The 12,908-nt window shown below is 62.4% G+C and carries 8 protein-coding genes; 2 read left to right on the forward strand and 6 right to left on the reverse strand.

What is annotated here, in order from left to right; all coding sequences use genetic code 11:
* Positions 1-60: 60 nt before the first annotated feature.
* A complete protein-coding gene (locus tag ABI660_RS05955; RefSeq protein ID WP_348065923.1) occupies positions 61-738 on the reverse strand; it encodes an SET domain-containing protein-lysine N-methyltransferase in 678 nt (225 codons plus the stop codon).
* A 107-nt stretch (positions 739-845) separates the two neighbouring features.
* Here ABI660_RS05955 and ABI660_RS05960 point away from each other — a divergent pair, with 107 nt between their 5' ends.
* Complete coding sequence (locus ABI660_RS05960; RefSeq protein WP_348065924.1) at positions 846-1,364, forward strand: TlpA disulfide reductase family protein; 519 nt, start codon at positions 846-848, stop codon at positions 1,362-1,364.
* Complete coding sequence (locus ABI660_RS05965; RefSeq protein WP_348065926.1) at positions 1,361-4,330, forward strand: DNA topoisomerase III; 2,970 nt, start codon at positions 1,361-1,363, stop codon at positions 4,328-4,330. Before ABI660_RS05960 ends, ABI660_RS05965 begins: the two co-directional genes overlap by 4 nt.
* Before the next feature lie 182 nt (positions 4,331-4,512).
* Here the strand turns inward: ABI660_RS05965 and ABI660_RS05970 are convergent, their stop codons facing one another.
* The 5 genes from ABI660_RS05970 to ABI660_RS05990 all read right to left on the reverse strand — a co-directional run.
* On the reverse strand, positions 4,513-5,556 hold the full coding sequence (locus ABI660_RS05970; protein ID WP_348065927.1) for a hypothetical protein: 1,044 nt from the start codon (positions 5,554-5,556) through the stop codon (positions 4,513-4,515).
* Complete coding sequence (locus ABI660_RS05975; RefSeq protein ID WP_348065929.1) at positions 5,553-6,593, reverse strand: hypothetical protein; 1,041 nt, start codon at positions 6,591-6,593, stop codon at positions 5,553-5,555. Before ABI660_RS05975 ends, ABI660_RS05970 begins: the two co-directional genes overlap by 4 nt.
* A 268-nt stretch (positions 6,594-6,861) precedes the next feature.
* Positions 6,862-8,334 (reverse strand): DUF3999 domain-containing protein, encoded by a 1,473-nt coding sequence (locus tag ABI660_RS05980; RefSeq protein WP_348065930.1) that lies wholly within the window; start codon positions 8,332-8,334, stop codon positions 6,862-6,864.
* Positions 8,331-12,077, reverse strand: a complete 3,747-nt coding sequence (locus ABI660_RS05985; protein ID WP_348065931.1) for a DUF2339 domain-containing protein — start codon at positions 12,075-12,077, stop codon at positions 8,331-8,333. The genes ABI660_RS05980 and ABI660_RS05985 overlap by 4 nt, the downstream gene beginning before the upstream one ends.
* A gap of 246 nt (positions 12,078-12,323) precedes the next feature.
* On the reverse strand, positions 12,324-12,908 hold a 585-nt coding region (locus ABI660_RS05990; RefSeq protein ID WP_348065933.1), incomplete at its 5' end, for a gamma-glutamyl-gamma-aminobutyrate hydrolase family protein.

The raw sequence follows: 12,908 nt of genomic DNA on the forward strand, positions 1-12,908 counted from the left end.
GCTGGTTTCGACAGCGAAGCGGCAAGGCATGGAAGGCGGGTCAAGCCCGCCATGACCAGGTCAGGGGGTTTTGTCTTTGGCCGGTTTGCTGGCTTTGCCGGTCTTGCCGGCCTTCTTCAGGACTTTCTTGAGTTCCTTGTTGAGCTCTTTCTTGAGCTGCTTGCCCTTCACGGGCTTGTCGGCCTTGGGTGCTTTCTCGGACTTCTTCTTTTTGTCTTTCTTGCCCGGCTTGTCGTCCTTGGGCGCCAGCAGCGTGCCGCGGCAGGTGGGCGCGCCGCACCAGCAGGGGTATTCGGCCTTGAGCTTTTTGGTGTACTTGGCGTCGATGATCAGGCCATAGTCGTAAAACAGCTCTTCGCCTGCCTTGATGTTGCGCAGCGCCTTGATGAAGACGCGGCCGTCCTGCTCGTCGGCTTCGCAGTTGGGGCTGCAGCTGTGGTTGATCCAGCGCGAGGAGTTGCCGCCGTACTTGGCGTCAATTACATGGTCTTCGTCGATGTGGAAGTAGAAGGTGTGGTTCGGGTCTTTCGGGTCGTGCGGGTGGCGGCGCAGCGCTTCCTTCCAGCTCACGACCTCGCCGATGTATTCGATCAGGGTCTCGCCTTCGGCCAGGTCCTGCACGGCAAACACGCCCTTGCCGTGCACGCCGGAACGCCGGGTCTGGATGCGGCGGCCGGTGTCTGGCGCGGAGCCGGCGGGCAGGCCGGAAAGGGGGGCAGAGTCCTGATTTTTTGACACGTCAAGTTTTTTTGGTATGGTTAATTCATGCATGTGCGCGCACATGCGGGTGCGCGCGTACGCACGCGCGAAGCCGTTATTGTAGTGAAGCACGCAAGGAGCAAGCCATGTTGAAGCGCCGCAAGGCCATCGCGTCTGCCGCCGCACTGGCTGCTTCGGCCCTGGGTTTGCCTGCGCGGGCCAGGGGCCCGGAAAGCCCTTTGCCCAAGGTGGGCAGCACCCTTTCTCTGACTCCGGTGACACTGCTGGACGCAAGCCTCTGGACGCCCGCGCAGGTGCAGGGCAAGGTGCTTGTGGTGTACTGGTGGGCCAGCTGGTGCCCTTTTTGTGCGGTGCAGTCGCCCCATATAGAGGCGCTGTGGCGGGCACAAAAGGCCCACGGCCTGGAGGTGCTGGCGCTGTCGATTGACAAGGAGGCCGCTGCGGCGGCCAACTATATGAAGGCCAAGGGCTACAGCTTTCCCGCTGGGATGCTGACCCCGGAAGTGGCCAAAATGCTGCCCAAGCCGGCCGGCTTGCCGGTGGTGGTGGTTTTGAAAGTCAGTGGCAAGAGCGGAAAAGTCGTGTTTGCCGAAGCCGGGGAAATGTTCCCCGAAGATGTAGAAGGTTTGAAGAAGTTTTTATGAAAACACTGGTGATTGCAGAAAAACCCTCGGTGGCACAGGACATCGTTCGCGCCATCACGCCCACCGCGGGCAAGTTTGAAAAGCACGATGAATATTTTGAAAGTGATGACTGGGTCATCACTTCGGCCGTCGGCCATCTGGTGGAGATCCAGGCGCCGGAAGAGTTTGACGTCAAGCGCGGCAAGTGGAGTTTTGCCAACCTGCCGGTGATTCCGCCCTATTTCGACTTGAAGCCGATGGACAAGACCAAGACGCGGCTGAACGCCATCGTCAAGCTGACCAAACGCAAGGATGTGGGCGCCATCGTCAACGCCTGCGACGCGGGCCGCGAGGGTGAACTGATCTTCCGCCTGATTCAGCAGTACGCCAAGAGCGCGCACCCCGTGAAGCGCCTGTGGCTGCAGTCGATGACACCGGCCGCCATCCGCGACGGCTTCGAAAGCCTGCGCAGCGAAAAGCAGATGCAGGGCCTGGCTGACGCGGCGCGTTCGCGCTCTGAAGCCGACTGGATGGTTGGCATCAACGGCACGCGCGCCATGACGGCCTTCAACTCGCGTGACGGGGGCTTCTTTTTGACGACGGTGGGCCGGGTGCAGACGCCCACGCTGTCGGTGGTGGTCGAGCGCGAAGAAAAAATCCGCAAGTTCGTGAGCAGGGATTATTGGGAAATCCACGCGAGCTTCCTGGCCGAAGCCGGCGAGTACCCGGCCAAGTGGTTTGACCCGAAATGGAAAAAAGCCGCAGCCAATGCAGACAATACCGAGCCCGATGCCGAGCTGAAAGCGGATCGCGTCTGGTCCGAGCGCGAGGCGCTGGCGATTGCCGAGGCCGTGCGCGGCAAGGCCGCCACCGTCACTGAGGAAAGCAAGCCGACCACGCAGGCCGCGGGGCTGCTGTTTGACCTGACCTCGCTGCAGCGCGAGGCCAACGGCAAATTCGGCTTTTCGGCCAAGACCACGCTGTCGATTGCGCAAAGCCTGTACGAGCGGCACAAGGCGCTGACCTACCCGCGTACCGATTCGCGCGCACTGCCTGAGGACTACCTGCCGGTGGTCAAGCAGACCTTTGAAATGCTGGCCGCCAGCCCCATGAAACACCTGGCGCCGCATGCGGCCACGGCCATCAAGGGCAACTACATCAAGCCGAGCAAGCGCATTTTCGACAACAGCAAGGTGAGTGATCACTTTGCGATCATCCCAACGCTGCAGGCGCCCAGCGGCCTGAGCGACGCAGAGCAAAAGCTGTACGACCTGGTGGTGCGCCGTTTCATGGCGGTGTTTTTCCCGAGCGCCGAGTACCTGGTGACGACGCGGATTTCGCAGGCCGTGGGCCACAGCTTCAAGACCGAGGGCAAGGTGCTGGTCAAGCCGGGCTGGCTGGCGATTTACGGCAAGGAAGCGGCCGATGAAGTGGCCGATGCCAAGGAAGGCGACAAGGGCCAGAGCCTGGTGCCCGTGAAGCCGGGCGAGATGGTGCGCGCCGAAGTGGTGGAAGCCAAGGGGCTCAAGACGCGGCCGCCGGCCAGATATTCGGAAGCCACCTTGTTGGGCGCCATGGAAGGCGCCGGCAAGACGATTGACGACGATGAACTGCGCGAAGCCATGCAGGAAAAAGGCCTGGGCACGCCGGCCACGCGGGCGGCCACGATTGAGGGCTTGATCAACGAGAAATACATGCTACGCGAAGGCCGCGAGCTGATCCCGACGGCCAAGGCTTTTCAGCTCATGACGCTGTTGCGCGGGCTTGGGGTGGAAGAGCTCTCGCGCGCCGACCTGACCGGCGAGTGGGAGCACAAGCTCGCGCAGATGGAACACGGCAAGCTGAGCCGTGAGAGCTTCATGGCCGAAATTGCCGCCATGACGAAAAACCTGGTGGCCAAGGCCAAGGGTTACGACAAGGACACCATTCCCGGCGACTACGCCACCCTCAGCGCGCCCTGCCCCAACTGCGGCGGCGTCATCAAGGAAAACTACAGGCGCTATACCTGTACCGGCAAAAACGGCGCAGAAGCTTGCGGGTTTTCTTTCGGCAAGACGCCGGCCGGGCGCACCTTTGAAGTGGCCGAGGTGGAGCAGTTCCTGCGTGACAGGAAAATCGGCCCGCTGGACGGCTTCCGCTCCAAGGCGGGCTGGCCTTTTACCGCCGAGATGGTCATCAAGTTCGACGAAGAAACCAAGAACTACAAGCTCGAATTCGACTTCGGCGATGACAAGAACGGCGAGACCGGCGAGATCGTGGACTTCAGCGGCCAGCAGTCGCTGGGCGCCTGCCCCAAATGCGGCGCAGGTGTGTTCGAACACGGCAAGAACTATGTATGCGAAAAATCAGTGCCGACGAATGCGCAGCCGACCCCGAGCTGCGACTTCAAGACCGGCCAGGTCATCCTGCAGCAGCCGGTGGAGCGCGAGCAGATGGTCAAGCTGCTGACCAGCGGCAAGACCGACCTGCTCGACAAGTTTGTGTCCATGCGCACGCGCCGGCCCTTCAAGGCCATGCTGGCCTGGGACGCCGAAGCCGGCAAGGTCAACTTCGAATTCGCTCCATCCAAGTTTCCGCCGCGCAAGACCGCCGGCCCGCCGCGGACTGGCACGGTGAAAACACCATTCGGCAAAACCGTGGCCGCCAAGACTGCCGGGCCTGCTGCGAAAAAGGTGGCAGCCAAGAAGGTTGCGGCCAAAAAAGCGCCCGCTGCCAAAACTGCAAAGCCGAAAACCCCGCGCGTTGCCAAACCAGGCAGCGGCCTCAAACCCAGCGACGCACTGGCCGCGGTGATTGGCAACGAGCCGGTGGCTCGCACCCAGGTCATCAAAAAGCTCTGGGACTACATCAAGGCCGAGGGCCTGCAGGACGCGGCCAACAAACGCGCCATCAATGCCGATGCCAAGCTGCTGCCCGTGTTCGGCAAGCCCCAGGTGACGATGTTTGAGCTGGCAGGGATTGTGGGCAAGCATTTGACGGCGCAGTAGAGCGCCGCTGGCGCGAAGGCGCTATCGTTTGCGAGCGAGCTACCTGTGCTTGCTGTTACTGGGCGTGAGCCGACGTCGTGCCGTCAAGGCCACTCGGCGTTGCCGCCGGGGAGGTGGGACGGCGGCGCAACGCGACACTGGGCCGGGCATGCCCGGCCATTCACGGAAGTCAAATCCCCCTGTCAAGCCGCGGCTTTACGCTTTTTCCAGATCACGCCGTCCACAAGGTAGTGATGGAAATTAAAGGTGAAATGCAAAATGAATACGGTTGGCAAGCCTAACCAAATCAGTTGCTGACCAGCCACCGACAGCGCTTCGTACAACACCGCGCCCAGTATCAAACAAGCGGCGAGGTATTTGCCCGCATTTTTCAATGGTGTCATCAGACTTTGAAGGCCTGGGGTGTCAATGGATCGCTTATCGGATGTGCTCGACAGCTGCGTGTCACGACGGATGTTTTGCAACCATACAAACAACAGGTATTGCAGGTTGTGCCAGATATTGACCACCAACCACCCCGATGTAATGTCTGGCACCCAGAGATAGGCGACGGCGGTAACAAGCAAATGCGATGCCACAAACAGGCAATGCCCCGCGTTGAGCCGCCCGGTCATCGCCTGGCGTATCTGCCGATACGCCCACCACGCGCATACCAGCATGGCAGCTATGCCTGCCGTGTCTGAAACTTCAGGCGAAACAGTTGGAAGATGAATGGGATAACCATAAAAAAAGTCAGGGGCAGTTGCGCAGCGGTGCAGCAAACCCCAAAAAGGAAAGAGGTAGATCAGGCTCTCCGACAAGCGATCCGGCCCCACGGCTTGCGGGTCAGCCCTTCTGAACGCTCTTGAAATGCCGAACGACTGCCGGGTGACGTGGTAGGTTTGGGCAATGAAGTACAAAGTGAACAGGCCACCAAGTTCATAAGCCAGTGCCACCATCGTGACCAGTACAAGCACGATGGGCGGCAAGCAGAAGATCAGGAACCAGTGTTTTTTAATGTGGACTTTGTCAAAAGCCATGCGGGTATAGGTTGCAATCACATGGGGGCTGGCAAACAACCAGATATCAACCAGCACCACCGCCGTGAACATTGCTGGCGACATGGTCGCCAGAGCCCCCAGAGTCAGCGCCAACCCGACCGTGCCAAAGAGGAACAACCGGTCAAACCACGGTCCGTGGAGAAACGGACTGTGGGCCCGGGCGCTAACCGTCAGCTGCGTGGTCATGTCACAGGAATAGGCATGCGAACTGGACGCGGGGAGCCAGGCGGAGCGGAGTGAGGTGGTCGGACAAATTGGGTTCGGGGTCGAAGATACCGCTCTGTTGCTGTCTTGATTTGATCGTAGGCAGCGTTAAGACCTGATTCAAACCGTGAAGCCAGTGTCAGTCTCCCGGACATTGCAGACAAACCGGCAGCCGGCAAAGTTTGATAGGGGTCATACTGCACACGTGACTCGCAAGGGAAACAAAGTCCTTCGGCATCAAACTGGCTTGCCAGCTGGATGGCGTAAGCCACCCCATCGGGCTTATCACTGTCAATTGGAAATGAGAATGTCAAAACAGAATTCGAGGCATCAGTGGCAGGATTGCTGTCGCGCAGCAGAACAAATCCGGAATTCGTGAAAGCGCGAACCAGCTCTCGTTTCAAATCCGGCAATGGAACGCTGATGTAGGAATTATCGTAAGTCGCGCGATTACGCTCCCCACCCCAAACGGGTTTGTAATCGAATCCATACTGGCGATCCATGTAATTCAACGATTTGTTTTTTATCGAGGAATACGCTTTATCGATGTCTGGATAGAGCCTGCTGCTCAAGTCGTACTGAGCCATCCAGGGCAATCTTCCGATGACCTTTTCGTCCTGAATTTTTCCCCATCGCAAAAAGCAATCCGCGCACTTGTTTTTGGCCACCGTGCCATCGACTTTGAATTCAAAAATCACGCTTTCGGATCTGCCGTTTTTATAAATAGGATAAGAAAACTGAAAGGCTATGGCGCCATCAGCATCTTGTTTTTTGGAAATCAGCGAGAAATTGGATTCGGAAAATGAATCAATCAGTATTCGATTCAGATCGTCAATTTTTATATCCCTGTAGATTGCCATTGGCATAGCGTGCGTTCTTGTTTCTACACTCGCAATTGGGTTTTGAACTGACTGACTGTTTGAAATAGAGAAATACCCCAGCCCCAGGATGAGGAAAACTGCAATTCTGAATAACATTTTTAATGAACCCGATGAGGTGAACAATTGATGAACAATCAAGGCAGGCTCCCGTCAAAGGGAGTTTTCATGCTGCAAGCCCAGATTCTTATTCCGAACTGGGTGGCATGGTCGGACCATATTCATTAAACGCCATATGGCAGGAGTCTTCAACTCTTGTCGCCAGACATCGTGCAAGTCACATGTCTGCCGGGATCGAGTTCAAACTCGCTGCACCATTCTGCCCTTATGTAACGTGCAAAGTATGCTATTGAGTTTGTAGCGTAATGATCGCCGTTGGCGGTGAGAAAACGACGTTCTGGCTAGCCGGTTACGTGCTTTTTTTCATGCTCGCAAACAGTGACCAGGCCATGCCAGCTAGCAGCAGCAGGCCGACAGCCAGGGCGACCCAGAGCCAGGCAGTGCGTTTAGCCGGGTTGTTCGCGGTCTCCATAGCCGCTGCTGCGGCAGGCGGCGCTGCAGGGACCGTGGCCTGCACCGCCAGGGCCACCGACGCAGGATCGGCCGTGACCGGCTTGCGGCTCGAATACCCGGGAATCAGTGTTGAGAGTGACAGCGCCGCACCGCTCGTCGGCACCGCGTTGGGCTCGACTGAGGTTCTCCAGGCCAAGCTGAATGGGGGTTGGCCCTGTGCCAGAAACACCAGGGTGCGCGGCGTGGTTGCCACCGCGATCGCTGGCGGCGTTGCGCCTAGCAGCGCAATCGGCCCGGTCGTGCGCAGCCGCAGCCTCGGGTAGACCGCGCCGTCGAGCGCGATCTCCGGCGAGCGTGCTTCGGCGCCGCCCTGCGTGAGCCGGTAGACCACGCTGTCGGCCAGGCGGACCTCACCGGGGGCCGCAGCGGGCCGCGTGGCGTCGCGCTGCCTTCGCAGCACATGCAGAGGGTTGTGCCGCGGCTGCACGATCGGCAGCGTCGCGGCGGTCGGCGCCGGATCGGGCAGACCCAGCACCTCAAGTTGCGCCAGGGTGTTGGTCTCGGCCAGCGCGATGCGCAGGCTTCGCGCCGGCAAACCGCGCGGCAGCAGGTAATCGCAATGGGCGGCCGCGCAGCGTTCGGGCTGGATGGCCTCCGACCATTCCTGAGGCACAGCGGCTTCCGTGGCAAGCACGCTATCGATGTTCACAGCCGTGAGTCGCGCGCCCTGTGCTGGGTCGGTCCAGCTTAGCCGCAAAAAGCGCGTCCGTATGCCGCCGAGGTCCACGGCCAGGCGTTCCAGATTCTGGTTGTTGTGGCTGAGCTTGACGAGTTGTTCTTCGCTGCCGATCGGTCGCCAGTTGCGCAGATCGTCGCTGGCCTCAAGGCGGTAACCAAACACGCCCTGCGTGCCGGCCGCGACCTCCAGGCGTGCCTGCAGCAGGTTGCCGCGTACCTGGCTCACATCGATCAGCCACGGTGTGGCGCCGGCGACCGGTGCGACCGGTTTGACCAAAAGCAGGGAACCGTCGCTGCGCAGCTGAAAACTCAGCAGCGCATCGGACGGCGCCGCACCGGCACTGGCCGGGGCCGCAAAAATCGGCACTTTCTGTGACGCGGTGTGCGGCGCCTCGCGCTCTTCATGCAGCCAGCCGTAAGGTACTGCGTTGCCCGAGGCATTGCGGATACGCAGGTCACGCAGGTCGGTGTAGGCCGCGCGGCCATAGAGCGCCGCCGGCAAGGTCAGGCGGTAATAGGGGCCACCGCCTTGCCGGCTGACGGGCGCGTTGGCCTCGCCCTGCTGCGCGTAAACCGGCGCGACCAGCAACAGCGCTGCCGCGGCGGTTAGAAAAAAGGGCGGGAATCTCATGCGCCTTCTCCTTCCCTGATGGCTGCGTCCTGTTTTGCTGGCGGCACCGGTGCAAAGTAGCCGACCAGCAGCAGCAACGCGCCCACGCCGATGAACGACACGATGCGGAACAGGCCGCCGCGGTCGGCCAGCTCGACGAAGAACAGCTTGAGCACCACCACGCCGAGCAGCGCCGCACCCACCATCCAGAGCGGGCGCAACGCACGGCCATGGCCCAGCACCATGGCCAGCACGCCGCAGAGCGCCCAGGTGATCGACAGCGCGGCCTGTGTCAGGCGCGAGGCCCAAAGCGCGTCAAAGTCCCAGGGCACGCCGGCGTAGTGATGGCAGGCGCGCAGCACCATGCCCGTGAGCAGGGCCAGTGCTGTGATGCCGGCGATGCCTTGTGCCACCCGCGGCGGCACGCGCACAGCCGAGGCCTCCGGCAATTCGCGCCACCAGAGCAACAGGGCCAGCAGCACCAGCCAGTTGCCAAGCTCCAGCGGATTGAGGAGCGGAATGTAGGGCAAGGGCGAGGCGTTGCCGGCGCTGCCTGCATTGGTCACCCAGGCCCAGGCCAGCAGATAAAGGGCCACAGGCAAGGCAACGGTTTCGAGATAAGCGCTGCGATAGCTAGCCAGTGGCCAACGCTTGAGTAGCGCCTGTGAACGCAAGGCCCAGAGCGACAACGCTGGCACGATGACCCAGCCCAGCAGCGCCCAGCTTGACCAGGCGTCGCCCAGGCTGGCGAATTGCCATTGGCATTCACGCGCAGCCAGCAGCAGGAAAAACCAGAAGCCGGCGATATGAACGCGTTGCAGCCCACGCGCCGATACCCATTGCTGCTGCCCACGCAGCAGCGGCAGGTGCCACAGCGCGGCCAGCGGCCAGGCCAGCCAGCCGAGCCCGCTCGACGGCACATAAAACATCGTGTGGCTGCCCAGGCCGGCAAGCGCAGCGATGGCGGCCAGGCCGGGCAAGGTGGCCAGGGTGGCGCGGCCGAGCTGGCTCCAGTCGCGGCGGCGCGCCACCATCAGGCAGAGCAGGGACGTGCCGACCACGATGGCGATACAGGCCGCAGCGACCTGGGCCGTAAAGCCATGGCGTTGCAGCACGTTGATGCTCTCGACCAGCAAGGCCACCAGCCACCACCACAGGCCGATGACCACGGGCGCCCACAGCCACAGACCCTGCGCGCACCAGGAGTTGACCCAGCGCCTTGTGCGCGCCTCTTCGGTCCGTGGGCGTGCTTCTTCCTGAATCCACGCGCCGGCCAGCAGGGCGCTGAGGCCCAGCACCACGGCGGTCCAGAAGCCCATGTGTGCAAAGGCCGGCAGCACGCCGGTGTGCCGCGGGGTAAAGACCAGCAGCAGAACCCCGGAAACAACATGCAGGCCGGCGGCCAGCGCCGCCAGTGGCGCGTGGGCCATGCGCAGTGCCACCCACAGCACGACCAGCGCGCTCAGCGGCCAGACCAGCGCGGCCTGTTGCAGGCTGAGCTGGAACAGCATTGCGAGGTGCAGCAGGCCAGTGCCGGTGAGCACCGCGGCGATATTGGCGAGCGACCAGTCCGGCGCCAGGCCGCGCGCCAGCGCCGCACGCCGAGCCCGAGCCATGGTCCAGGCCGTCGTGCCCAGAATGCTCAGAGCGATCAGCCCGCCGACGGCTGCGCCCTGCCAGCCGCTGGCCAGCGCCTTGTCGGCGTCGCCGCGATGCAGCGTCGCGACAAAGCCGGCCACGGCCAGCGCCTGCATGCCGTAGCTGACCGACGGCAGTGGCCTGAGATCGAAGCGAGTTGCGATGATAAAAGCCACCGACGCCAGCACGGCCGTTGCGGCGGCCGCCCAAGGTGGCGTCCACCACTGCCACTGCAGCAGGGTGAGCGCGGCCATGGCGAGCCAAGGCAGGGCGATGCCGGCGAGCGCTTCCCAGTTTTTGTCCTGGTCGAGTTTACTGCGCCCGTGCATGGTCCACATTGAAAAGGCACCGACGGCGAGCAGCAGCGGCCCGATGGTGGAGCCCTGCAGCAATGCATGGTCGAGCGCACCGTCGAGCCGGGTGTCCTGCAGCAGCTTGAAGGCGGCGCCCAGCAGTACGAGAAAGGAAAACGCACGCGCGTATGGCCTGGCCTGGCGCGCACCCAGCCAGTACATGCCCGCCGCCTCGACCGCCCACGCTGCGCCGGTCCACTGGCCTTCAAGGCCAAGCGGGATGGCGAGCGTGCCGAAAATCACGCCGACGATGGCGTAGGCCTCGGCGAGCAACGCCAGCCCGCGCGGCTGTGTCGCAAAGACGATGCGGCCCAGCAGCAGGTAAATCACGCCCAGGCCCAGCGCTGAAAAGGCAGCGCCAAACTCCCAAGGGCGCATCAGCAGGTACTGCATGCCGAAGGCTGCCATCGGCACGCCGAAAACCAGTGCGCTGTCGACACGGCCCACGCGGCGCAGTGTGTCGGCCGCGCGGCTGGCCAGCGGCTGCGCCGTGTCGGGCGACGTGTCTGCCAGTGTGCGGCGTGCAAACAACAGGCCGATGGCTGTGAACAGCACAAAGAACACGATCAGGAAGGGTTGGACCACGCCGAACTGGTCGTCGGTGTAATTACGCTGTGCCCAGGCCGCGGCCAGTGTGAAGGTGGCCACGAAACCGATCAGGTTGAGCACGCGCCAGGCCCTGAACCACGCCATCAGCACGATGCCGATATCGAGCACCAGCAGGTAGGTGAAAAGCCCGACGGGCCGGTTCTGGCCGGTGGAAGCGAGGACGGGTGCGGCAAAGCCCTCGACCACCGCCACGATGGCCAGCATGGGCGCGTTTTGCAGCACAGCCAGAGCGGCGGCCAGCACAGCCACGGCAAAAAGAAAAGCGAAGCCGGCGGTCGCGGGCAACAGGCCGGAGACTTTCATGGCGGCCAGGGTCGTCAGGTAAAAAACACCAATACCCGCGCCTTGCAGGATGAGGGCATAGTCCGCGCGCTTGCGGCGCAGCAGCCAGCCCAGGGCCAACAGGCCCGCACCGACCAGCGCGACGGCCGCGTAGCGCAACTCGACCGGCACCGTGACGCGCTCGGCGGTATAGCGCAGCAAAAAGGCCAGGCCTAAAAAGAGGATCAGCACACCTAGCTTGACCAGTGTGTTGCCGCCAAAGATCAGCGCTGCGACAGGTGCCGGCAGCCGTTCGCGCCAGGGCAAGGACGGCGGCGGGGGCGGCGGGCGCTGGCGGCGTGGGGCCGGTGCCGGGCTGTCGGTCTCCGCATTCAGGGGCGAAGGGCTGGTGTCGGCGAACCCCGTGTTATCGGCAGTCGCAATCGATGACGGCCGCACCGGTACCGGCCTGTCGACGCCGGCTGGAGGAACAGGAGCCGGGACCGAGAGCGAAGCGGCCATTGGCCGTACAGCGGCTGGCTGGGCCTCCGCAGCGGGCGCTGGGGATGCCTCCGAAGGTGCAGCAGCCGCGGCGGCGGCGGAGACGCTATCCGGAGCGGCACGCCGCTCCAGGATTTGGATGCGCAACTCCAGTTCGGTGACGCGCCGTTGCAAGCGGCGCACATCGACCGGTGGTCCGTCTTCTTCGGCTGGGGCCTCTGGTTCTTCGGCGGGGAATGTGCCCGGCTGGGTCTTGGGCGTGGCCCGCGCAAGTTCAGGCGAGGTCTTGCCGAAAAGCTTGGGAAAGATCCATGCGCCCGCCGCCGCCAAAGCCAGCGCCAACATGCCCGAGTTCATCATCGCGCCCAACGCGAGGCCGACTATTGCACCGACTATCCACATACTCTCCCCCTGCAGTTTTTTTTTGAATCTGCAGTGTAAGGGGGCTGACAGCCTGTATGGCCAGTATGTGCCGGCTATGGGCAGCGCCTGCGGTCGTGAAATCGGATCCACTGCCGACATATCACGCCAAACTTGCATTTGGCCCTTATGTGACGGTCGAAGCGGGCTATTAAATTTGTAGCATGAGGCTGGCCGCGGACGCCCAAGGGTGTGTGTTCGGTCTGCTCGGTCATGCAAATTGCAGCACTACCCCACCGGTGCATGGTTCTTCGCGTCTCTCACGGCGCAAAGAAAATCTTCCAGCACCGCCGCATCGTCAATCGTGTCTGACCCCGGCTGGTGAAATTCCGGGTGCCACTGCAGTGCCGCGATGTAGCTTTTGGCCGGGTCCTTGCGGCGTATGGCTTCCACCATGCCGTCGGGCACGCTGAAAGCCTCGGCCACGAACTCGGGCGAGAGGTCCTTGATGCCCTGGTGGTGAATGCTGTTGACGCGGGCGCGTTCCACGCCCGGGTACAGGCGGGACAGCTGTGTGCCCTGCACAATCTCCACGCTGTGGAAATTCTGGTCGTAAACCACCGCGTCGCGGTGCACGAAGGACTCGGGCACCTGGGTGGCGATGTCCTGGTACAGCGTGCCGCCAAACGCGACGTTGAGCAGTTGCAGGCCGCGGCAGATGCCGAAGACGGGCTTGCCGGCTTTTTCAAAGGAGGCAACCAGGGCCTTGTCGTATTCGTCGCGCACGCGGTCGCCCGACCAGCGCTCTTCGAGCGGGTCTTCGCCGTAGCTGCCGGGCCAGACATCGGCGCCGCCGTGCAGCACCAGGCCGTC

It is taken from the genome of Polaromonas sp. (assembly GCF_039930745.1).
Taxonomy (GTDB): domain Bacteria; phylum Pseudomonadota; class Gammaproteobacteria; order Burkholderiales; family Burkholderiaceae_C; genus Polaromonas.